17 protein-coding genes are annotated in these 22,532 nt (G+C 57.7%); 10 read left to right on the forward strand and 7 right to left on the reverse strand.

All coding sequences use genetic code 11. The features are described from left to right. Positions 1–18: 18 nt before the first annotated feature. Both I6I94_RS04035 and I6I94_RS04040 read left to right on the forward strand, forming a co-directional pair. The gene (locus I6I94_RS04035; protein ID WP_128087503.1) at positions 19–4,131 is read left to right on the forward strand and encodes a DEAD/DEAH box helicase; all 4,113 of its coding nucleotides are present in this window, start codon (positions 19–21) and stop codon (positions 4,129–4,131) included. Between the two features lie 197 nt (positions 4,132–4,328). Further along, entirely contained in the window at positions 4,329–5,156 is an 828-nt protein-coding gene (locus I6I94_RS04040; RefSeq protein WP_128087502.1) for an aldo/keto reductase, read from the forward strand. A 134-nt stretch (positions 5,157–5,290) separates the two neighbouring features. Here I6I94_RS04040 and I6I94_RS04045 read toward each other — a convergent pair whose 3' ends face one another. Further along, the gene (locus I6I94_RS04045; protein WP_201620911.1) at positions 5,291–7,855 is read right to left on the reverse strand and encodes a Tex family protein; all 2,565 of its coding nucleotides are present in this window, start codon (positions 7,853–7,855) and stop codon (positions 5,291–5,293) included. Positions 7,856–8,029: 174 nt separating this feature from the next. Continuing rightward, positions 8,030–9,505, reverse strand: a complete 1,476-nt coding sequence (locus I6I94_RS04050) for an amino acid permease (RefSeq protein ID WP_128088182.1) — start codon at positions 9,503–9,505, stop codon at positions 8,030–8,032. 759 nt (positions 9,506–10,264) lie between these two features. Here I6I94_RS04050 and I6I94_RS04055 point away from each other — a divergent pair. Further along, the gene (locus tag I6I94_RS04055; protein ID WP_128087501.1) at positions 10,265–10,669 is read left to right on the forward strand and encodes a hypothetical protein; all 405 of its coding nucleotides are present in this window, start codon (positions 10,265–10,267) and stop codon (positions 10,667–10,669) included. 141 nt (positions 10,670–10,810) lie between these two features. Further along, the gene (gene trmB / locus I6I94_RS04060; protein ID WP_201620912.1) at positions 10,811–11,629 is read left to right on the forward strand and encodes a tRNA (guanosine(46)-N7)-methyltransferase TrmB; all 819 of its coding nucleotides are present in this window, start codon (positions 10,811–10,813) and stop codon (positions 11,627–11,629) included. Positions 11,630–11,677: 48 nt separating this feature from the next. Here trmB and I6I94_RS04065 read toward each other — a convergent pair whose 3' ends face one another. The 4 genes from I6I94_RS04065 to dnaK all read right to left on the reverse strand — a co-directional run bounded on the left by I6I94_RS04065 (position 11,678) and on the right by dnaK (position 15,795). Beyond that, entirely contained in the window at positions 11,678–12,133 is a 456-nt protein-coding gene (locus I6I94_RS04065; RefSeq protein ID WP_006888158.1) for a heat shock protein transcriptional repressor HspR, read from the reverse strand. A gap of 3 nt (positions 12,134–12,136) precedes the next feature. Continuing rightward, on the reverse strand, positions 12,137–13,168 hold the full coding sequence (locus I6I94_RS04070; RefSeq protein WP_023133755.1) for a DnaJ C-terminal domain-containing protein: 1,032 nt from the start codon (positions 13,166–13,168) through the stop codon (positions 12,137–12,139). Positions 13,169–13,369: 201 nt separating this feature from the next. Further along, complete coding sequence (locus I6I94_RS04075; protein WP_201620913.1) at positions 13,370–13,945, reverse strand: nucleotide exchange factor GrpE; 576 nt, start codon at positions 13,943–13,945, stop codon at positions 13,370–13,372. Between the two features lie 2 nt (positions 13,946–13,947). Then, positions 13,948–15,795: a molecular chaperone DnaK gene (gene dnaK / locus I6I94_RS04080; protein WP_006888157.1), complete on the reverse strand. Its 1,848-nt coding sequence runs from the start codon at positions 15,793–15,795 to the stop codon at positions 13,948–13,950. 435 nt (positions 15,796–16,230) lie between these two features. Between dnaK and I6I94_RS04085 the strand changes: the two genes are divergently transcribed. Then, positions 16,231–17,559, forward strand: coding sequence for a pentapeptide repeat-containing protein (locus I6I94_RS04085; RefSeq protein WP_201620914.1), 1,329 nt, complete (start codon positions 16,231–16,233; stop codon positions 17,557–17,559). Between the two features lie 109 nt (positions 17,560–17,668). Further along, a complete protein-coding gene (locus I6I94_RS04090; protein WP_128087499.1) occupies positions 17,669–19,345 on the forward strand; it encodes a pentapeptide repeat-containing protein in 1,677 nt (558 codons plus the stop codon). 11 nt (positions 19,346–19,356) lie between these two features. On the opposite strand, the gene I6I94_RS04095 is transcribed toward I6I94_RS04090, so the two are convergent. Beyond that, positions 19,357–20,067: a hypothetical protein gene (locus I6I94_RS04095; protein ID WP_201620915.1), complete on the reverse strand. Its 711-nt coding sequence runs from the start codon at positions 20,065–20,067 to the stop codon at positions 19,357–19,359. 324 nt (positions 20,068–20,391) lie between these two features. Between I6I94_RS04095 and I6I94_RS04100 the strand changes: the two genes are divergently transcribed. The 4 genes from I6I94_RS04100 (at position 20,392) to I6I94_RS04115 (ending at position 22,462) form a co-directional block, all read left to right on the forward strand. Then, positions 20,392–20,607, forward strand: coding sequence for a hypothetical protein (locus tag I6I94_RS04100; RefSeq protein ID WP_128087496.1), 216 nt, complete (start codon positions 20,392–20,394; stop codon positions 20,605–20,607). Positions 20,608–20,700: 93 nt separating this feature from the next. Continuing rightward, the gene (locus tag I6I94_RS04105; RefSeq protein WP_128087495.1) at positions 20,701–21,231 is read left to right on the forward strand and encodes a DUF2247 family protein; all 531 of its coding nucleotides are present in this window, start codon (positions 20,701–20,703) and stop codon (positions 21,229–21,231) included. Positions 21,232–21,386: 155 nt separating this feature from the next. Beyond that, a complete protein-coding gene (locus I6I94_RS04110; RefSeq protein WP_201620916.1) occupies positions 21,387–21,878 on the forward strand; it encodes a low molecular weight protein-tyrosine-phosphatase in 492 nt (163 codons plus the stop codon). Further along, positions 21,875–22,462, forward strand: coding sequence for a nucleoside/nucleotide kinase family protein (locus I6I94_RS04115; protein WP_201620917.1), 588 nt, complete (start codon positions 21,875–21,877; stop codon positions 22,460–22,462). The genes I6I94_RS04110 and I6I94_RS04115 overlap by 4 nt, the downstream gene beginning before the upstream one ends. Positions 22,463–22,532: the final 70 nt, after the last annotated feature.

Consider the following 22,532-nt stretch of genomic DNA (forward strand, 5'->3'; position numbering starts at 1 on the left):
CCTTGAGATAATGGAACGGTGATCGAGCCGAATCCCTTCCCCAGCATCCCCATCACCGAAGACAAGATACTCGAACAAGTCGGCGGACGAACCTTCCAACGCGCCCGCACCTACGCCGCCAAGGGCATGGTTGTACGCTACCGGTACGACGCGGCCGCCAACGAGCTGCACGGCCTCGTCAACGGCAACACCCCCTCCCCCTACGAAGTATATGTTCGCTTCTCCCGACCCAAAGGCCCCACCAATAATCACTTCGTCTCGCACTGCACCTGCCCGGTAGACCTCAACTGTAAGCACGCCGCCGCGCTCATGCTCACCGCCATTGACCGGGCGGAACAATCCCGTATCGCCCTGGGGATAGAATCCGAAGATAACGGGCCGCAGGTGCCCGAGCAGGTTAAAGACCTTGTGCGAGACCTGCAAGGGCTCGGGCTTGAGGTGAGCACCGCAGCCACAATGGGTGAGACTGACCCAAAAATAACCGACGTCAAGGGTGAAAGCCGCACCCCACAGCACAGCACCCGCACCCATCGGGCGGCACAGCGCCCCGGCAGCCCTCACCCTGACGACACCCCGCAGAGTGCGCCCTCACGCATCCCCGCCTGGAGGCGCGACCTCTCCCATGTGCTCGCCGCGGGCGGCACCCCCACCGGTATTGACTCCGCCCGGGTATCCGGGGCATTAGATCTATCTTTCAGTGTGGCACCCGCCCGGTCTTTCGGCCCATCAAGCACAGAAACCGCCGCCCGCATTAACCTGCTCGCCCGCCCCCTCATGCGCTCCAACACGGGGCGCTGGGTCAAGGGCGGCCTCAGCTGGGAAACATTCGCCTCATCCGTAGGCGGGCCGGTGCTGCGCCACGAAATATACCCCGAACACGAACGGTGGTTTGCTGAGCTCTACTCGGTGGTACGGCCCTGGCAGTCCATGTACACCTCGCACCGAGACTGGGTCTCACTCAGCGCATCCGGCAGCGCCCTGCTGTGGGATGTGCTCGCACGCGCCCAGCGCATCGGGCTGCCGATCCTGCTTGAAGGGCGCGAAATAAACTTGACGGTGCTGCCGCCAGCCACCGTAAAAATGCGTGCCACAACGCTCCCCGGCACCTCCTTGAGCGACCCGGCGGAGGGCGGGCTGCGTCTTGAGCCGACGCTCGGCTGGGAAACCCGCCAGGACGGGCGCGTCCGGCAGGTGTGGGTGGATGCGGCGAACTCTCACCCCCTGGGCACCCCGAACAGCGGCTACAACGGGGCCGGGGCGGGCACCTGCTGCATTGGGTTCTTCGCCCTTGGCGGGCTGGCGCAGCAGGTGTACGAGCAGGCAGCAGCCCAGGTGCGGTGGAAAACAACCCGCGAGGGCGCACTCGACCGCGTGTGCCGCGCCGAATTCGCAGCCGCCGGGGCGGAGCAGCCTGCGGCGGCGGAACAATCACAGGCAGGCAGCCCCACCCCGGGTGAGCTGATCCCCGAGCTTGCCGGTGCCGCACCTGCGGAGCACCACGACGACATACCGCAGATTCCAGACGGACTGCAGCTGGCCTTCATCCCCCTCACTGAGCCGCTGGATGCCGCCACCGACTCGTTCATCACCACCGGCGCTATTGAGGTCCCCGGGGCTTCCCGTGAAGATTTTCACCGCGAATACCTGCCCGCCCTAGCGCGTACAGTACCGGCGCTGACCCCGGACCCTGCGCTGAACCTGCCGCAGGTGCGTTCGCCTCACCTGGTGTTTGAGATGGCCTTTAATGAGCAGGTGGCACACGATGCAACCACCGACTGGTACTGGGAATACCCGCTGAACCCGCTCGGTGCCCCCACCGCCGAAGATGCGCCCGACAGCGAAACGGGCACCGGTGAACAGTACACGCGCCTGCCGGTGTTTGGCTATGCGGGTGAACCCGGCGGGGACATTCGTGACGCCCGGTTTGAGGCGCGGGTGCTGCGTAAGGTGCGCTCGCTGCCCGGCACTATTGAGCTGACGCGCGGACGTACCGAGGGCTGGGAAACCCGCGATGTTCTCACCCGCGTGCTGCCCGCCCTGCGGCGGATTTCCGGGGTTCGGGTGCGGCTGCTGGGCACTGTGCCCGAGTTTACAGAGGCCACCGACGCACTCATTGAGGTGAATGTGACCGAGGGGAATTCACGGGACTGGTTCGGGCTGGGTATCGCTATCCGCGTGAATGACTGGAATGTTCCGTTCTCGCAGGTTTTTGAGGCGCTCGATCGCGCCCAAGACAGGATTCTTCTGGGTAACGGCACCTATTTTTCGCTGAACCGCCCGGAGTTCACGGCGCTGCGGGCGCTCATTGCTGAGGCACGCACCCTCAACGATTCCGGCACTGAGCTGCGCATTAACCGCCGCCAGGTGGGGTTGTGGGATGAGCTTGAGTCCCTGGCGTCGCATGTGAATACGGTGGCTTCCTGGGATGCGCAGGTGCGTAACCTGCTCAGCCTTTTAGACGAGGCCCAAACGGATACACCAGAAGACCTCTCAGGGACGGAAAACCCCGAAAAAACAGCGCAGAACAGCCAGAAAAAGAATGAGCATTCTACACCCGGGGCGGTGCGGGAATACGCCTTCTCGGCGCTGAACCTTCAGGCACCCGCCGGGCTGGAGGCGACCCTGCGTCCCTACCAGCTGGAGGGGTTCCGGTGGCTCGCGTTTTTGCGGCAGCACCGCCTCGGCGGCATCCTGGCGGACGAGATGGGCCTTGGCAAGACCGTGCAGACCCTCGCGCTTTTAGCCCACGCCATGCAGGAGCACGCCGAACAGGCCACGGCAGGCCGGTCGCAGGATGGCGAGCAGCCGCCGTTCGCACCGTTCCTGGTGGTCGCACCCACCTCCGTGGTGGGTAACTGGGCGAATGAGGCAGCACGGTTCGTTCCCGACGCGAAGGTTGCAGTGGTGAGCGCGTCCACCGCGAAAAGCGGGAAAAGCATCGCTGAAATGGTTGCTGGCGCGCACCTGGTGGTCACCAGTTACGCCCTCTTTCGGATTGATGAGGCGGGCTACACCGAGTACGGGCAGCTCTTGCAGGAACGCAGCGGGCAGGCTGCCACCGAAGAAACCGCCAGCGTGCCGCCCGCCGGGTGGGGCGCGCTGGTTTTGGATGAGGCGCAGTTTGTGAAGAACGCAGCCACCCGCGCGTGGAAGGCGGCGCGGGCACTTCCAGCCGATTTTAAGCTGGCGATCACCGGCACCCCCATGGAGAACAACCTCATGGAGCTCTGGGCGATCCTGGCGATTGTGGCTGACGGGCTGTTCCCGTCCGCCCGGGCGTTCCGTGACCTGTACGCACGCCCGGCCGAGTCTGGGGAGGACACCGATGCGGTGCCGCGCCTGCGCCGCCGGGTGGGCCCGCTCATGCTGCGGCGCACCAAGGAGGTGGTGGCTGCTGAGCTGCCGCAGAAGAACGACGTACGCATTGATATTCCGTTGAATCCCACGCACCGGCGTATTTACGATACGCGGCTTCAGCGTGAGCGGCAGAAGGTGCTGGGCCTGCTGGAGGACATGGATAAAAACCGGTTCACTATTTTTCAGTCGCTCACGCTGCTGCGGCGGCTGGCGTTGGATGCTGCACTGATCGACCCGGTGGAGTATGAGGGGGTGGGCTCGGCCAAACTGGAGTACCTGCTGGGGCAGCTGCCCGACCTGCTGACGGGAGGGCACCGGGTGCTGGTGTTCAGCCAGTTCACGGGGTATTTGCGCACTATCTCGCGGCGGCTTGAGGCTGAAGGCATAGAGCACCTGTACCTGGATGGGGCAACCCGCAACCGCCCGCAGGTTTTGAAGGATTTTGCTGACGGTGTGGCACCGGTATTCCTGATTTCGCTTAAAGCTGGCGGGTTTGGGTTGAACCTGACGGAGGCAGATCACTGCTTCATTATGGACCCGTGGTGGAACCCGGCGGCGGAGCAGCAGGCGGTGGACCGTATCCACCGTATTGGGCAGGAGCGTGACGTGCACGTGCACCGGCTGGTGGCGCAGGGCACCATTGAGGAGAAGGTCATGGATTTGAAAGAGTCAAAGGCCGCCCTGTTTGAGGCGGTCGTCAATGACGGCTCGTTTGCTTCAACGAAGGTCAGCGCTGAGCAGGTGCGACAGCTGTTCTCCCCGACCGGTTCCTAATTTCCTCTCACTAAAAAGGCTCTTTATACGAATAAAGCGGGATTTTTCACGCTTTATTCACATCAAGGCTCTTTTTACGCTCCTGGGAGGGGATTCCCAGTTTCGCGCTGGACTGGATTCGCCCACTGCTCTAGCGTGCGAGCGCATCCGGGAGTACCGTTGAAAGCGTCAGTCCCCATTAAATTTCAGGAGAAGTAATGGTCAAAAACATCACGTTCAACGACGGCAACAGCATCCCTCAGCTTGGGTATGGTGTGTGGCAGATTGAAGATAATGGTGCCGCCGATGCTGTGGGCACGGCTCTCGAAACGGGGTACCGTCACATCGACACTGCGTCCATCTATGGGAACGAGGTTGGGGTGGGGCGCGGTATTGTGACCAGCTCCGTGCCGCGTGAGGATATTTTTCTCACCACCAAGCTGTGGAACTCGGATCAGGGTTTTGAGAAGGCTATTGCCGCGCTTGATGCATCGCTAGAGCGGCTCGGCACCGATTATGTGGATCTGTATCTGATTCACTGGGCTATGCCGCAGCAGGGCACCTATCTGGAGTCGTGGCGGGCGCTCATCGAACTGAAAAAACAGGGTAAGGTGCGTTCGATTGGTGTCTCTAACTTTCCGCAGGCTCAGCTACGCGAAATTATCGCCGACACTGGCGTGACCCCGGCGATTCACCAGATTGAGCTGCACCCATATTTCTCGCAGGAAGAGCTGCGTAAGGTGCACGAAGAGCTTGGTATTGTGACTGAAGCTTGGTCGCCGCTTGGTCAGGGTGGCGAGATTCTGAAGGACCCGGTGATCGTTGAGATTGCGGGTAAGCACGGTATCTCTCCGGCGCAGGCTGTGCTCGCCTGGCATCTGGCGAAGGGGATCGTGGCGATCCCGAAGTCGGTTACTCCTGCGCGCATTGCCGAGAACTTTACAGCCGCTAATGTCACCCTGGATGCGGCAGACATTGCGGCGATTGATGGGCTTACGCGGAAGGATGGTCGCATAGGCCCCGACCCGCAGAACCCTGAGTTTTAGCAGCTGGGGTTAGCAGCCCCAATGATCGCACCCCCATGTAGAAGGTTCCTTTGCGCTGAGAGGGTACATGGCCTCTCACAGCAAGGGAACCTTCTGCTCTGGAGACAGCCCGTACCCCTACGGCAAAACCCACCCTATCGAGAACGCTTATTCTTTTTCTGTTTTTGCCTGCCGGGTTCGGTATCTGGGGTATCGTCCACCAGCAGCGAGAGCGAGATGCGTTTACGGGGCGCATCCACCTCAACCACGCGAACCTGCACAATGTCGCCGCTGCGCACCACATCATGGGTGTTGTGCACGCGGCGGCGGCTCATCTGCGAAATATGCACCAGCCCGTCTTGGTGCACCCCAATATCGACAAACGCGCCGAACGCCGCCACGTTAGAGACCACACCCTCAAGTACCATGCCCGGGGCGAGGTCTTCGATACGTGAGATGGCTTCTGAGAACTGTGCGGTGCGGAATTCCGGGCGGGGGTCACGGCCGGGGCGCAGCAGCTCCGCAAAAATATCACGCACCGTGTAGTCGCCCGCTGTATCAGTGATGTAGTCGGCAGGGCGCATCCCCATCAGCGCTTTCTCGTTCTCTGATGTTCCCGGCACGGTGAGCGCCCCGGCGGCCCACACGGCGCCGTTGCGGGCGAGGGCATCCGCAATAATACGCCGCGCAATGGGGTACGATTCGGGGTGCACGGCGGAGGCGTCCAGAGGCTCCACCCCGCCTGTGATACGCACGAACCCGGCCGCCTGCTCATAGGCTTTAGGACCCAGCCGGGGCACCTTAAGCAACTCGGTTCGGGAAGTAAAGGGGCCGTTCTCGTTGCGGTAGGCAACAATATTTTCGGCGACGGTTCGGTTCAGCCCGGCTACGCGAGCCAGCAGCGGGGCTGAGGCGCTATTGAGGTTCACACCCACGGCGTTCACGCAGTCTTCGACGGTCGCATCAAGCCCCCGGCGCAGGGCGGTAACGCTCACATCATGCTGGTATTGGCCCACGCCGATGGATTGCGGGTCGATTTTGACAAGTTCAGCGAGCGGGTCTTGTAAACGCCGGGCGATAGAGACGGCGCCGCGTAGGGTCACATCCAGTTCGGGGAGTTCTTCGCTGGCGGTTGCGGAGGCCGAGTAGACGGATGCGCCCGCCTCAGAGACAGTGATTTTTTGTGCTTTCTCGTACCCGCCAGCACGCAGGCGGGCCAGCAGCTCAGCGGCGAGTTTGTCCGTCTCGCGTGAGGCGGTACCGTTACCGATGGCAATAAGCTCAACCCCGTGGGTGCGCACGGCGTTTTTAAGCCGGGTGAGCGCAGCATCCCAGTCGTGGCGGGGTGCGTGCGGGTAGATGGTAAAGGCGTCAAGCACTTTCCCGGTGCCGTTGATGACGGCGCATTTAACGCCGTGTTTCAGGCCGGGGTCTAGGCCCAGGGTGGTGCGCTGCCCGGCGGGTGCGGCAAGCAGAATGTCGCGCAGGTTTGAGGTGAATACGTCGATGGCTTCACGTTCTGCGGTTTCAAAGAGGTTTTCACGGATGCGCTCGGCCAGGCGTGGGTGCAGGCGTTTGCGCCAGGCGGCGCGTACAGTGGCGGCGAGCCAGCCGAGCACGCGGTCTTCACTGTCGACGGTGTTGAGCACCTGCACGGGGATACGCAGGGCTGCGGCTACTTCCCGCTCATATACCGAACGTGCGTTCTTGTAGTTTTCGGCGGCTGCACGGGCGGCTTCACGCTGTTCGCCTTTGAGGTGGCTGAGCGGCGGCGGGGGTGTGGCTGCGTCAATACTGAGTTTCACGATTCCCGCCTGGCGTGCGCGCAGCAGCGCAAGCACACGGTGGGAGCGGATGCTGCGGATGCGGTCTGAGAAGTCGAAATAGTCGGCGAATTTTGCGCCTTCACTGTCTTTACCGGCGATGAGCCGGGTTGAGATGGTGCCGGTGGCGACTAGCTTGTCGTAGAGCCGCCCGGTGAGTGCGGGGTCTGTGGCGGCGCGGTCGATCAGAATGGCGCGTGCCCCTTCAAGCGCCTCTTCAACTGTGGTAACGGCGTATTCTTCGCCTTCCCCGGTGTCGTTCACGTAGGCAGCGGCAATATCGTACACACCGGCGAGGGGCACCTCCAGCAGGTCTTCAACGAGCGCGTCCAGCCCGGCGGCGCGTGCCTGCTGGGCTTTGGTGATGCGCTGACTGCGGTAGGGGGCGTAGAGGTTTTCCAGCTCGGTTTTGGTGCGGGATGTGCGAAGCCCAGCGAGCAGCTGCTCGTAGGTGAGCGGGTCGATAGCCCCTTCGGTGTAGCGTTCGGTGAGGGCGGTGCGGATGGCTTCTCGCCGCTGGTTGAGTGCGCGCAGCTGGGTGAGGCGCGTGTGAAGGGCCCGCAGGTTCGTGTCGCTCATGCCGCTGGTGGCTTCTTTACGGTAGCGGGCGATGAAGGGCACGCTGGCACCGGAGTCGAGCAGGGCAATAACGGCGTTAACGTTCGCCGGGGCGAGGTGCAGTTCTGCGGCGATACTTTCCGCTTCTTCCCCTGCCCCGGATGTGTTCGGGGTGCCGTTGCGGGGCTGGGGGCTGTGTGGGTGGCTGCGGTTCCCCGGTGCTGGTGCCGGTGTTGTCCCCTGACCGCCCGCCGGGTTGTGAGGTGCGGGCCGGGGTGCGGCATCACCGTCACGGTTGCTGCTGTTTGCGGGTTTCGGATGGGGGCGTTGTGCGCTCATTCTTTTAGTTTCGCACCGTCGCGGGGTTCTCTGCCACTTGAGGCGGCGTGTTCGGCGTGTTTCTGCGGTGCACCGGGGGTGAGCGGCGGCTGCAGAGCACACTAATGGCGGGGCCAGAGCATCCCTTGATAGGTACGCGAGCCCCGCCATTATGAGCGCTTGAGCGCTATAACCCTATTTCTTGCCGTCTGAAGTCTGTTTCAGATCCACGATCGGGTTGGACTGGGTGATACTGGTCTCGGGGACCTCCGGGTGCAGCCGGTTCTTCACGAACCAACCGATCGCGAGCCCGCCGAACCAGATGGGCATCAGCATAAGCCCTGCGCGGGTATCTTCGGCGGTTGCCAGAATGCAGACGGAGAATGCGAAGAACGCCAGCACAACCCAGCACATCACCACGCCGCCGGGCATGCGGTACACACTTTGGGTGTGCAGCTGGGGGCGCTTACGGCGGTAGCACAGGTAGCTAATGAGGATCATGGACCATACGAAGATCACGAGCACAGCCGCCATAGTGGTCACCAGCGTGAACGCCCCAATAATGGAGTCGCCCGCGTAGAGCAGCACGATACTTGAGAGCAGCAGCGTGGAGGTGAGGAATAGTGCGTTGCGGGGCACGCCTTGGGCTGAGAGAACACCCAGTGACTTGGGGGCGTCGCCTTCCTGCGCCAGGCCGTACACCATGCGTGAGGTGGAGAAAATACCCGAGTTCGCCGATGAGGTTGCCGAGGTGAGCACCACAGCGTTCACTATGTGGGCGGCGATGCCGATCCCAGCTAGGCTGAACATGGTCACGAAGGGGCTTTTCGCAGGATCAATCTCGTTCCAGGGGTTCACCATGAGGATCACCAGAAGTGCACCCACGTAGAAGATAATGATACGTACCGGAACCGAGTTAATGGCTTTGGGCAGGGTTACGGTGGGGTTCTGGGTTTCTGCGGCGGTGGTGCCCACTAGCTCCGAGCCCATGAACGCGAAGATAGCGATCTGGAAGGCGCCGAGGAAGCCGAAGACTCCGTTGGGGAAGAACCCGCCGTGCTCCCACAGGTTAGCGATCTGTGCATGAGAACCGTTGGGCGCGGTAAAGCTGGTGGTTACCATCACGATACCAACCAGTATGAGTGCACAGATAGCGACGATCTTAATCATGGCGAACCAGAACTCGATCTCACCGAAGTTCTTCACCGAGGGCAGGTTCAGTGCCAGCAGCGCGATAATGACGATAAGTGCAGGTACTGCTTTAGGTAAATTAGGCCACCACAATTGGCTGTAATCTACGATAGCGATAATATCCGCCACCGCCGTAACCACCCACATAAACCAGTACGACCAGCCGAGGAAGAACCCTGCTGGTCGCCCCACGAGGTCGGCGGTGAAGTCGGAGAATGATTTGTACTTGAGGTTCGAGAGAAGGATCTCGCCCATCGCGCGCAGCACAAGGAAAATGGCGGCGCCAATAACAATGTAAACCAGTAGGATAGAGGGCCCGGCTTTGGAGATTGCCTTGCCCGAGCCCATGAATAGGCCGGTACCAATGGCACCACCAATGGCGATGAGCTGAATATGCCGGTTGCTCAGCCCGCGGTGCAGTTCTTCAGCTTGGCCCGTACTCTCTGCCGCCGGTGCGGCGTTTTCGTGAGGTTGCTGCATCACAGTTCCTCTTTCGTGGTTGGATCCCGGTTCGGCGTGGGACAGCCCCGACTTTCGGGGCAAACTTTGGTGTTACAACCCATGATGTGTAGGAAACTACCAAATGTTTTGAATATATATTCTACATAACTAATTCGGCATGTAGTAGTTATTTTTAAGTTGAGTGTTATAAATCTATGTCTTATATCATACACGGTACGATGCGGGGTGTCGCAAGTCATGGCAAGGATTTCACAGACAGCCTTTAGTGCCGCGAAAAGCAAGGGGACCCTGAGGTAATTCCACACATTGAGATACATTAGACATTCAAGTGGAAGGTTCACATGATACGCTAACCTGCGGCACACTTAAAAATATTCATTCGTTCATCAGAATAATAATACACTTTCTTGGGGCAACTTCAACCTAATGAGTACCCCAGAGGCAGCCCCAGTACCCACACACGGTACTGCCAGCAGCAATACACTGACTGCCCCTTCATTTTCACCTGCACCGCTGGATCTTTTTCACCTCTCGTCGCTCTCGGCATAAACTGACTGTTCCTGAGGTTTCCGGGAGGGGGCTGCAACATGCCGATAACACCCCTCCCAACGCACCCTCTCCCCTGCTATAGCACTGAAGAATAATGCTTACGGCAAAAATATGTAGAAACTTTACAAATCAACAAATTTTTCTGTTCTTTGCCGCTACAATTGCAATACCCGGTGCGGAAACACCGCATCACTCACACCATCACAGACATCAGGAGAACACACACTCATGGGTAAACTATCAAACACCGCACTGCGCCTGACCGCTGGCGCGCTCATTCTTGATGCAGGCGTTAAGAAACTCGGCGCAGACGAGAACGCCTATGCATTCTTACAGCAGATGGCCGCATCCGGTGTGCCCGCCGTCGCCAAGCTGGAGCCGAAAACCTTCGGCAAACTTATTTCATACTCAGAAACCGCACTCGGCGCCACCCTGCTGACCCCTTTCATCCCCAGCCGCCTGGCGGGTGCCGGGCTAACCGCTTTCAGCGCAAACCTCATGACCATGTACTTCCGCAACCCGGACATGCACGATAAAGCCTTCCGCCCCACCCAGGACGGGCAGCAGCTGGCCAACAATATCGTGATGCTCGGCGCGGGTCTGGCACTGCTGTTCTCCGGCAAGAAAAAGTAACCTGCACGGCGAATTCGCGGTCATAAAGGCCAAACGGGGGCAGTTTCTTCATTCGCATGAAGAAACTGCCCCCGAAACTTTTAGTCCCCAGAATTTTTAACAGTACCCGCCGCCGCGCGCCGCTACGTTATCCTGATAGGTATGTCATCTCAAGAGCAGAACACCTCCGCAGGCGCATCGTTAGAACCCGAAACTTCGCAGGATCCCGGTAAGAAGCAGGTTCCACCCGAGTTCTTCCGCCAGCCTTACTCCTTCGTGCGCCGCGGCGACCGCCTGACCTCGCGCCGACAAAAAGCATGGGACACCTACTCCCCCACCCATGTGCTCGACATACCCCGGCTGCGGGCAGATACCTCTGTAGCCCCCGAAGCCACCTTCGACCCGGTTACAATCTACGGGCGCGAAGCCTACCAGGTGGTCGAGATCGGTTCCGGGCTGGGTGAAGCAATCGTGCACCGCGCCTCCGAAATACCCGAGGCAAACTTCCTTGCCGTTGAGGTCTATACCCCCGGCATTGCGGATCTGCTGCTTAAGATGGGGCAGGCCGGGGTTGAGAATGTGCGCGTCGCTCAGGCCAACGCCCCCGAACTGCTCGATAACATGCTGGACGAAAACTCGGTTGATGAGCTCTGGGTTTTCTTCCCCGACCCTTGGCACAAGTCACGCCACCACAAACGCCGCCTAGTCTCCCCCGCTTTTGCCGATAAGGTCGCGCGCGTGCTCAAACCCGGCGGAATTTGGCGCCTCGCCACCGACTGGGAAGAATACGCCCACGTGATGCGCGATGTTATGGAGGCGCACCCCGATTTCGAGAATCTGCACGCCGGTGAAGGCGCTACCGAGGACGACCCCGTGGGCGGGTGGGCACCACGCTGGGAGGGGCGCATCCTGACCAGCTTTGAGAGGAAGGCCCGGGAGGCAGGAAGGCGCGCCCACGACCTGACGTATAGGCGTAAGTAAATACTCGCAGCTGCCGTTTTAAAGCGGCAGGTATTGGGGCGGTCAGCCCTATTTCTGCCGGTACAGCACCACCGCCGAGGAGCGTTTGCGCGGCGCCGGGCGCTGCCCCCTCTGGATGTTCACCACATCCCCGCGGGTGCTGGCTGCGAACACTCGTTCCGCCAGGCCCAGTTTGGCGTGCGCATCCTCAAGCTGGGCCTGCAGGCGGGCGATGTGCTCCTGGTGTTCCTCCACCATCTCTTCAAGCTCAATAATCCGGCGGATTCCCTCAAGCGAAACGCCTTCCTGCGAGAGCTGCTGAATACGCTGAAGTAAATCAACGTCGCGCTGCGAATAGCGCCTGGCCTTGCCCGGCGCACGCGAAGGCTGCACCAGCCCCAGGCGGTCGTATTGGCGGAGCGTCTGCGGGTGCATGCCCGCCAGCTCCGCCGCTACCGAAATCACAAAAACCGGCCGGTCGGCACTGTAGGCAGATGCCGACGACTGCTTATTATGGGCACTCATAAGCTACCTAACTTTCTTCAAAAGGTCCTCACGGGGGTTCTCCTGCGGCGCCAGGGCAATGAATTTCTCGAAGGCTTCCTTCGCCTCATCGCTCAGGTTCTGCGGCAGGTGCACCTCGGGGATCACCAGCAGGTCGCCGGTGCCCGACTTGGTTGTGAACCCGCGTCCTTTCGCACGCAGTTTACGGCCCACACTGCCGGGGGTCAGCCGCAGTTTGACGGTTTTACCGCCGGGTACGGGCACCTCCAGCACACCGCCGTTGACTGCCTCATCCAGGGTGACGGGGGCGCGCAGCACCAGGTTGTTTCCTTCGCGGCTGTAGTGCGGGTCATCCGAGACGCGCACGGTCACGATCAGGTCACCGCCGGTTCCGGGGCGCCCCTTGCCGCGCACACGCACTTTCTGCCCGTCCTTCACGCCCGCCGGGATGCGCGCCTCAGTGCTCGTGCCGTCCGGCAGGAACACGGTCGCGGTGGTGCCTGTATACGACTGCGGCAAGGTAATGCGGGTGCTGGTGGAAAGGTTATTATCCTGCGGGGCGCGTTTGCGCCCACCACCGCCGAAGCCACCGCCGCCAAACCCGGCATCGCTGAAGTCGGCGCTCGTGAACCCTGCGGTACGGCGTGAACCGCCAGCGCCGCCAGCACCACCACCGAAGAGCCCGCCGAGCAGGTCTTCAATGTTGATGCCTTCGCCACCGCCGCCGGTGGTGAAGTGCACGTTTTGGCCGCCGAAGCCGCCGCCAGCGCCACCAAACCCGGATGCGCCGCCTCCGAAACCGCTGCCGCCGAACCCTGCGGCGCCGTATTTGCGGATCTGGTCGTATTCTTCGCGCTGTTTCTTATCCGAGAGCACGTCGTAGGCTTCGGAGACTTCCTTGAATTTCTTCTCGGCTGTCTCGTTCCCGGGGTTCAGGTCGGGGTGGTATTTGCGCGAGAGTTTGCGGTAGGCCTTTTTAATATCGGAGTCGGAGGCGTCTTCTTTCACGCCGAGGGTTTTATAAAAGTCTTCTGACAGCCAGTTTTCGCTTGCCATGTAGTTCTCCTTTCCCGTCGTCCGGGGTTCTTGTAACGCCCCGTCCAAAGGGGCACAACCTTAGTTTTTAATCCTATATAAAGTTTAGTCTACTAGACTCAATTTTGGAAGAGAAATCCCAGAAAATCCGCGGAAATATGCGGCAAACGGGCGGGTTCTCAATTTCTCAAGAACCCGCCCGTTGTGTGCTCTACGGAGTGTTTATTCGGCGGCAGCCACCGCAACTTGGGCGGTGCGTACCACGCGCTCTTTCACGCGGTACCCGTAGCGCAGAACCATCGAAATGTGGTCTGGTTCTACCTCGCTGGTCGGCTGTTGCATGACCGCTTCGTGAATATTCGGGTCGAAGGGCTCGCCCACCTCGCCGAAGCGTTCCACGCCTTCTTTTTTGAGGGATTCCTCAAGCTTGGTGGCGATCGCAGCGAAGGGGCCTTCCTTCAGGTCGCCGTGCTTGCGTGCGGCGTCAATATCGTCGAGCACCGGCAGAAGCAGGCTCACAATATCGCTCGCTACAAACTCCCGAAGCTGCTCTTTCTCGCGGGCGGCACGGTTCTTGAAGTTCGTGAACTCCGCCTGCAGGCGAAGCAGGCTGTCCAGGCGTTCTGCCGCGAGTTTCGCATCCTCTGAGGGTGCTTCCTCGCTCGGTTCGGGGGTTTCCCCCGCCGCAGCCTGATCGGTTGCGGCAGGGGCTTCCTCGGCCTCGGGGTGACCTTCGGCGGCGGGGGCGTTGAATGCCTCCTCCAGCGGGTCGCCCGCAGTGTTTTCGTGTTCAGCCATGATTACTTCTTCTCGTCTTCGTCCTCGTCGATAACTTCGGCGTCTACAACGTCCTCATCATCCTTGGAGGAAGAAGCGGAGTCTGCGTTAGCCTCTGCCTGTGCGGAAGCGTACAGGGCCTCACCCAGCTTGGTCTGGGATGCCTGCAGCTTCTCCAGCGCGGACTTCACGGCATCGTCGTCATCGCCTTCAAGAGCCTTCTTGAGAGCATCGACATCGCCCTGAACCTCAGTCTTGACGTCTTCGGGCAGCTTCTCGCCGTTCTCCTTCAGCAGCTTATCGACGGAGTATGCCACGGACTCGGCGGCGTTGCGGGTGTCGGCTGCCTCGCGGCGTGCCTTATCCTGCTCTGCGTGAGCCTCGGCATCCTTGACCATGCGGTCAATGTCGTCCTTCGAGAGGGAGGTGCCGCCGGTGATGGTCATGGACTGCTCAGCACCGGTGCCCTTGTCCTTCGCGGAGACGTGCACAATGCCGTTGGCGTCAATATCGAAGGTGACCTCAATCTGGGGTACGCCGCGCGGTGCGGGGGCGATACCGGTCAGCTCGAAGGTACCCAGGTTCTTGTTGTCGCGGGTGAATTCGCGCTCACCCTGGAACACCTGAATCGACACGGAAGGCTGGTTGTCTTCAGCGGTGGTGAAGGTCTCAGAACGCTTGGTCGGGATAGCGGTGTTGCGCTCGATCAGCTTGGTCATCACGCCACCCTTGGTTTCGATACCGAGGGACAGCGGGGTCACGTCGATCAGCAGAACGTCCTTGCGGTCGCCCTTGAGCACACCAGCCTGCAGGGCTGCACCCATTGCCACAACCTCATCGGGGTTAACACCCTTGTTGGGTTCGCGGCCGGTGAGTTCCTTCACCAGCTCAGCCACGGCGGGCATACGGGTGGAACCACCCACGAGCACAACCTCGGAAATGTCAGACACCTTAATGCCTGCTTCCGCAATAACGTCCTGGAAGGGCTTCTTGGTGCGTGCCAGCAGGTCGCTGGTGAGGTCCTCAAACTTTGCGCGAGTGAGCTTCTCGTCCAGGTGAATGGGGCCTTCGGGGGTTACCGAGAGGTACTGCAGCGAAATGTTGGTGCTGGATGCGCTGGAGAGCTCCTTCTTAGCCTGCTCAGCTGCCTCTTGCAGACGCTGCAGAGCGATCTTGTCTTTGGAGAGGTCTGCACCGGTCTTGGACTTGACCTGCTCAAGCAGCCAGTCCACAACGCGCTGATCCCAGTCGTCGCCGCCCAGGCGGTTGTCGCCGCTGGTTGCGCGCACCTGAATGGTGGAGAAGCCGTCTTCGTCCTTACCAACTTCAAGCAGGGAGACGTCGAAGGTACCGCCGCCAAGGTCGAAGACCAGAATCAGTTCGTCTTCTTTACCCTTGTCCAGGCCGTAAGCCAGTGCTGCTGCGGTCGGCTCGTTCACGATACGCAGAACGTTCAGACCTGCGATTTCGCCAGCTTCCTTGGTGGCCTGGCGCTCAGCGTCGTTGAAGTATGCGGGGACGGTGATAACCGCATCGGTCACCTTGTCGTTCAGGTAGGATTCGGCGTCGCCCTTGAGCTTCTGCAGAATACGTGCAGAAATTTCCTGCGGGGTGTATTTCTTGCCGTCGATTTCCGTCGTCCAGTCGGTGCCCATGTGGCGCTTGACGGACGAGATGGTGCGGTCAACGTTGGTGACCGCCTGGCGCTTTGCCACGCTACCGACCAGAACGTCGCCGTCCTTGGAGAATGCGACGACGGAGGGGGTGGTGCGGGCACCTTCAGCGTTTGCAATAACTACGGGGTCGCCACCTTCGAGGGTGGATACGACCGAGTTGGTGGTGCCGAGGTCAATACCGACTGCACGTGCCATGTTTTTGTACTCCTTAGTGTTATGCCCCGCTTCTTGGCGAGGCGGGTTCCTTGGTTAGATTTTCGGGGCGTGAGAGGTTTTAGGCCGAGCGCATGCACGGTAGAAAGTGTGCTTGGATTGCTGCCCAGCGAGTGACCCCCTTGAGCCTCATGTACTCAAGTTTTACACATGGATAGATGAATGTCAACAGAGTTAAGCGAAAAAGACTCAACTTTTTGTAGTGGGTGGGAGTTAGGGGTGGATGGCAAGGAGTGAGATGCTGATGATTCTGGGGCGAAAAGACAGGAAAACTAAGGGATTTGCGGGTGATAATCCGCGCGATCACTAGGGGTTCTTCTGCCCCACCCCACGCAGTGTGTGAGGTTAACAACGGAAAATCCGATACATAGGGTCATCCTCGCCCTATGATGGAGGGTGAGTGTTTGGTTTAGACTATTGGAAGAGTTGATTACAGTGGACATTCAGTGTGTGCCTGCTTTTATTCTGGGAATTATTACAATAATTGCTGTTCTTTGCCTGATATTTAGATGGTTTGGGCTCAAAAAAGTAAGATCGTTCTACGTCTGGATTGGCGTACTTGCCGTTCTTGGTGGGGCTTGGGCTTTCCTCTTTCCACTAGCTATTAATGCTGATTTCGGTAAGGACGGTGACGGCGCAGCGTTGCGCCAGATGCTTATCTACACCACCGGTGGAGTCTTAGGTGTTATTACCTTAGGTGAAAATCACCGCAAGAATAGTCTTGAGAAGGCCAAAAACGACCAAGACCATTTACGACAGGTACACGCCGAGCGGCGCAGCCGGTACACAACAGCAGTTGAGCAACTGTCCAGTGATAAAGCTTCTATCCGTCTTGGCGGTGTCTACACTCTCGTAGGGTTGGTGGATGAATGGTTATCAGACGAAAAAACTACCCCTAGTCCTGAGAAACGCCGCAAAGAGGGGCAAGTCATTATCAACAATCTTTGTGCTTACATCCGTTCCCCTTTTTTACTTGCAGAACGCGCTGAACAACTAGATAGGCCCTACGCTAAAGATCTGAAGAAGGATTTCGGTAGCGATACAGAAAAATTTGATGCAGACAAGCGGGGTTTTTCTCAAGATAAAGCTACATTAGAAGAAGAACGTCAGGTACGACAAAGTATTATCAAAGCGATACGCGAACGATTACAAGGCTTCGGCGCACCAGGCCCTTGGTCAAATTTTGACTATGATTTCTCAAACACCCTTTTCTTCTACTCTACCAATTTTATGTTTAGCCACTTTGACGCTTTCTCATACTTTCATGGGGTGACCTTCACCCAGAACGCCGACTTCTCCTGGGCGAAATTCACTGGGCACGCTGACTTCTCCTGGGCGGAATTCACCGGGAGCACTCATTTCTCCAGCGCAATTTTCACCGATAGTGCTAGCTTCTCCGGGGCGGAATTCACCGGGAGCACTCATTTCTCCAGCGCAATTTTCGCCGATAGTGCTAGCTTCTCCTGGGCGGAATTCACCGGGGACGCTCACTTCTCCGGGGCGGAATTCACCAGCGCTAACTTCTCCGGAGCAACCTTTGAAGAAAAACCAATATTTGAACGCGCGCTAGGCGATAAAACCTACAAAGCGAGGTTTTCATGTAAGGCTAACCCAGAAGATTATAACTTCGAAGTTTCGCCTGCTAGCCCCTACAAAATCGAAACCGAAGAACAAGAGCATAACGGAGCTAAATTCATAATCCCCAAGGGCACAGAACTTTTTGACCCCGACGAATCTTCCGAGTAGGGCAACAACGGCGGCAACTAAAATTTTCCTAGACGCAAAATGACGCTTTAGAGCCTCTATACTTGCAAACAAAGAAACCTGGTTGCCTGTGTAAAGGAGCATCCCAAGTATGGCGGAAGCATCAAGAAACAATACGGGAGTCGGCTCTTCTGCCCCTGTTAGTTCCTTTGAGAATTTTGTCAGTGAGCACTTTGTACGGATTCTAGTGGGGATCGCCGCTGTAGGCGGAGCTCTAGCATTCCTTGTACCTTGGCTGCTCTACATTGCAGGTATAACTGGTGAGGCCGATACGAATCTTCGCCTCCACATCCTCTACGTTACTGGCGGCACTATTGCCGTTCTGGGGCTCGTGGAAACACGCCATAAAAATACGACGGACAGGGCTAAAGCACTCAGCGAACAAGCCCGTCAGTTCAATGAAACCATCGCAAAAGAGCGCGAAAAAATCGAGGCAGACAAGGCCAAAAACGAGCAGAACCATATACGGCAGGTACATGCTGAGCGGCGCAGCCGGTACATCGCAGCAATCGAGCAGCTTTCCAACAGGGAAAACGCCACAACCCGCTTCGGTGGTGTTTATGCGCTTATTGGCCTGATTGACGAATGGCTCGCAGATGGTGCCCTTCTCACCGATAAGGAACGCCGCAAAGAAGGCCAGGTCATTATTAACAGTCTTTGCGCCTATATCCGCTCCCCGTTTCCCCTTGCAGAACGCGCCGAACAGCTAGATGGGGAATACACAAAAGACCTGCAGAACGACTTCCGTGGGGATACAGAAAAATTTGATGCAGACAAGCGAGCTTTTACCCGAGATAAAGCCGTGTTAGAAGAAGAACGCCAGATACGCCAAAACATTATTAAAGAGATGTGCGAGCACTTACTCGATGCCGAAGAACCAGGCACCTGGTCGGTTTTTGATTACAACTTCTCAAACGCATATTTCTTCTACCCTGTAGATTTTAGTGACAGCCATTTTGGTGCTTCATTAGATTTCACTCAAGCGACATTCACGGAGAAAGCTGACTTCTTCATGGCGGCATTTGCGGCAGAGGCTGACTTCTCCAAGGCGGCTTTCATTCAGGATGCCGATTTCTACGGCGTAAAATTCACCAAGCGCGTTGATTTCTGTAAGGCATCCTTCGACGGGGAGGCTGTTTTCTATGATGGGGCGTTCCTTCAGGGAGCAGACTTCTCTGAAGTGAAATTCACCGGGGACGCAAACTTCTCCCGGGCAAATTTCACCGAAGGTACCGAATTCTTCAAGGCGACTTTCACCGGAGACGGAACCTTTTACAAAGCGAAATTCAATGGCCCCCTTCTCTTCTCCAGGGCGCTCTTTATGAGAAACGCGACCTTCTCCAAAGCAAAATTCGGTAAAGAAGCTAACTTCTTTATGACGGTCTTCACCAAGGAAGCAGACTTCTCCGGCTCAAAATTCAGCGGACACGCTAGTTTCTTCGAAGTAAAATTCTCCAGCAGCGCTAACTTTTTCAAAACAAAATTTGCCGAGAAAACACGCTTCTCTGGGGCACAATTCAACGGACCCACTAATTTTTCTATAACCATTTTTCACAGTAAGCCAGAATTCGCAAATACCCCGGATAAAAACTATAAAGCGAAGTTCTCTCACAAGGCTGCCCCAGCGGACTATAGCTTTAAGACAGCGGCAAAAAGCCCCTACAAAATTGAGACTAGGGAACAAGAACATAACGGCGTTAAGTTCATCATCCCTGAGGGCGCAATGCTTTTTGATCCGGATAATCCTTTTGCGTGGGCAGAGCTATAATACCTAAAATATTACTGCTTCTCGCCTTCGGCCTCATCGTGCGATACACATGTGCCCTCTCCTGTAAGACCTGATACTGCAGGATGTCGCTTTAGATACTCAATGGCAATCTCAGCATCTGTCTCACAAGCAGCATACTCAGGGTGATCTGCACAAAGGCTACCATATATTTCTTCCTGAATATCCCAAGAGGGAAACTCACCTTTCTCTATGCGATAAATAATTGGAGACAGCAGCTTAGAAACATATTTATCATCTGAATACATATAGAAATTATATAAGTACTCACCATTTGATCCACAAAACTGAATTTGTTCTGAACGGCTACTACTTGAATATCCTAAATACTTCCAACCATCCACGTCTTGATAATATATAATCTTTTTAGGATACCCTAAATCATTAACTATGATATATGTATCGTAAACTTCAAAATAACTAAATTCTTCCGATAGATAAGTGTAGACAATTGGACAAGTAATTATCATCAAAATGATTAGTGCAAATATATTCTGCCTACCACTCCCATCGAATACCAACACAGCAGTTCCTATATTAATAGGAATTAAGAACAGTGATATAATAAGCCATAAGTATTTTGGAAACCAACGTGACCTATACCTTTGAGGAGCATCTTCTTCCTCCACATAAGAACGCGCCACACCTGCCATTACTATCACCAAAAATATAATAGATATTATAATATATATTGTTACAGCCATAAAAACCACCTCTTTCCAATTGTAACATATGACACATATTCCCGAGTATTTCTATAAATAAAATACTTACCTATTTCTATTACTTCTCCCTTGCAACATATCCACTAAACCATCAGAGACGGATCTCCTCAATTAACGTACCTTGGCTATTACACTTGGGGCTTGTGCGTTCGGAGCTAGGGTACAGGCGGATATTGGGCGAGCGCTAATATGCGATGGTACCGAAGTGGCGGCTAAGGCTATCGGCGCGGCGGGATGTCTAGTACCATCTGAGGTAACGCCGATCATACAACACCCCCTTGCACACACCAAGAAAGAATCACCATGACCCGCTACTACACTTCCGTTATCGTGTTCATGTTCGCCCTGCCGATTGGCACTCTCCTGTTCGGTGGTTTTGGCGCCGGGCGGGGGTTCGCGGCAGGCGCGGCTGTTGCAACCATCTGCGCCATATTCACCTACATTTTCTGGCCCAAGCTGAAGGATAATTCCGCGCCAGGGCAGGATTCTTCGGGTACGTCACAGGACTCACTCAAATAATGCACCTTTAGGGGTATCGCCCACCCTCTCGGGTTAGGTAATACGCCAGATGCTGCGTTATTCGTGGGGCTACAAAGATGGGAGGTGAACGCTATGATGCTGGGCACGTATTACATAGGCTATGAAGGTATCAGAAAGAGTGCCCTCACCTGGCAGGGTTTACGCTGGGGACTCGCGCAGGGATACATCAGCCGCGCAGACATTCTGCGGTATGCCTCCGACCGGCTGAAGGAAGACTCCAGCGACCTGGAATACGAGCTCTACCAGTGCAAACCCGACCACACCTACCGGATTGATGGGATTCTGGCCGAACTCGCGCAACACGAAGACTCCCCTGAACTCACCGACCCCGACCCCGGAAGCACCGACCCCCGCCACGCACTCTGGCTGTACCTGCTGCTCAAACATGTGTATGAGCACCGCAAGAACTTTGACGACCCGCTGGGCGAGGTAGAAATTCTTCACGCCGATTTTGGCTACCCCGAGGACGTGACCCCATTCGTGCGATACATGCCCCCGACCGACTATGACCCTTCAACGTACACTCGTCAAGAGAACATCGACAAACTTTATGCTCTGTGGGAGGCGTACTTGCGCGAGGCTAAAACCCGTTTTGAGGTGTAAAAGCCAAAACTTGCCTGCCTATCTAGAAGATTTTTTTGCATTCAGAAGCGATAAGCTCTTCTGAATGCAAAAAACTCTTCTGAATAGAAACGACGCTTCGGCAGGCAGCCCTCATACCGCTGCCTTTCCGGTGCCGCTGGCATACACTTAAAACTATGTACCGCATCATGACTGTCTGCACCGGAAATATTTGCCGCTCCCCCGTGGGCGAGTACCTGATTCGTGAGCACGCGCGCCAGGCGGGGCTTGAGGTTGAGGTCGCGTCCTCCGCTATCACGGACTACGAAATCGGCAACCCCATCGACACCCGCGCCGGCCGCATACTCACCGCGCGCGGCATCGACCCCAGCGGGCACCGCGCATCCAGATTCGTTGCTGAAGACTTTGACCGCTACGACCTGATTCTGGCGATGGACACCCCGCACTACCTGCACCTGAAACAGCTTGCGCGCACCGAGGACGACAAAGCCAAAATCCGTATGATGCGCTCCTTCGACCCCGCCATGGCGGGTAAAAACCTGAACGAACTGGGCATCTACGACCCCTGGTATGGGCAGATGCGCGACTTCGAATACACGACCGAGCTTATCGACACCGCGGCGCGGGCACTAATCGCGGGTCTTGCCGCCGAGGGCGACGCCGCGTGAGCGACCAGTTCCGGGGCCTCACGGATGATTTGCTGCCCCGCATCGTCAGCGGCCCGCGCCCGTACATTATTGCTGTGGACGGGCGCAGCGGCAGCGGTAAAACCACTCTCGCGCGGCGCCTTGCCGCCACCCTGCGGCAGCACCCGGCGCAGGGCGGGCCGCTGACGGTGCTGGAGCTATCCCTTGAGAACATGTACCCCGGCTGGGACGGTCTGGAGGCCGGAGTGGAGCAGTGGGTGCGGCTCAGCGCCAGCCTGGCCGAGCACACGCCCGGCAGCTACACCCCCTGGGATTGGGAGCAGAACCGCCCGGCCTCACCAGTCACTGTGCCCCCGGATGCCGCGCCGGTGATCGTGTGCGAAGGGGTGGGTGCGCTCTGCGGGGCGTTCAACTACGGTGTGCTGGTGCAGGCCGATACCGGGGTGCGGTATGAGCGGGCGATGGCGCGCGACGGGGAAACCTACCGGCCCTACTGGAACATGTGGGCCGCGCAAGAAGAACAACTATTCGAGGATTACGGCTCGTACTACATCACCAGCCCCGGCTGGGCTGAGGGGCCCAACTGGGTGTACCGCACCGGGTAGCGAACCGGCTTAGGCTGGTTCCGCCCTCTACCCCCCACGCCGGAAGAGGTGCAGGTCACGCATCCACTGG

It is taken from the genome of Rothia aeria (assembly GCF_016726365.1).
GTDB lineage: Bacteria > Actinomycetota > Actinomycetes > Actinomycetales > Micrococcaceae > Rothia > Rothia aeria.

Excerpts from the sequence above, each read along its gene's own strand:
- dnaK (WP_006888157.1), bottom strand. The coding sequence starts at position 15,795 with ATGGCACGTGCAGTCGGTATTGACCTCGGCACCACCAACTCGGTCGTA.
- I6I94_RS04095 (WP_201620915.1), bottom strand. The coding sequence starts at position 20,067 with ATGGCTGTAACAATATATATTATAATATCTATTATATTTTTGGTGATA.
- I6I94_RS04070 (WP_023133755.1), bottom strand. The coding sequence starts at position 13,168 with ATGGCAAGCGAAAACTGGCTGTCAGAAGACTTTTATAAAACCCTCGGC.
- I6I94_RS04090 (WP_128087499.1), top strand. The coding sequence starts at position 17,669 with ATGGCGGAAGCATCAAGAAACAATACGGGAGTCGGCTCTTCTGCCCCT.
- I6I94_RS04110 (WP_201620916.1), top strand. The coding sequence starts at position 21,387 with ATGTACCGCATCATGACTGTCTGCACCGGAAATATTTGCCGCTCCCCC.
- I6I94_RS04075 (WP_201620913.1), bottom strand. The coding sequence starts at position 13,945 with ATGGCTGAACACGAAAACACTGCGGGCGACCCGCTGGAGGAGGCATTC.
- trmB (WP_201620912.1), top strand. The coding sequence starts at position 10,811 with ATGTCATCTCAAGAGCAGAACACCTCCGCAGGCGCATCGTTAGAACCC.
- I6I94_RS04055 (WP_128087501.1), top strand. The coding sequence starts at position 10,265 with ATGGGTAAACTATCAAACACCGCACTGCGCCTGACCGCTGGCGCGCTC.
- I6I94_RS04050 (WP_128088182.1), bottom strand. The coding sequence starts at position 9,505 with ATGCAGCAACCTCACGAAAACGCCGCACCGGCGGCAGAGAGTACGGGC.
- I6I94_RS04040 (WP_128087502.1), top strand. The coding sequence starts at position 4,329 with ATGGTCAAAAACATCACGTTCAACGACGGCAACAGCATCCCTCAGCTT.
- I6I94_RS04105 (WP_128087495.1), top strand. The coding sequence starts at position 20,701 with ATGATGCTGGGCACGTATTACATAGGCTATGAAGGTATCAGAAAGAGT.
- I6I94_RS04100 (WP_128087496.1), top strand. The coding sequence starts at position 20,392 with ATGACCCGCTACTACACTTCCGTTATCGTGTTCATGTTCGCCCTGCCG.
- I6I94_RS04045 (WP_201620911.1), bottom strand. The coding sequence starts at position 7,855 with ATGAGCGCACAACGCCCCCATCCGAAACCCGCAAACAGCAGCAACCGT.
- I6I94_RS04065 (WP_006888158.1), bottom strand. The coding sequence starts at position 12,133 with ATGAGTGCCCATAATAAGCAGTCGTCGGCATCTGCCTACAGTGCCGAC.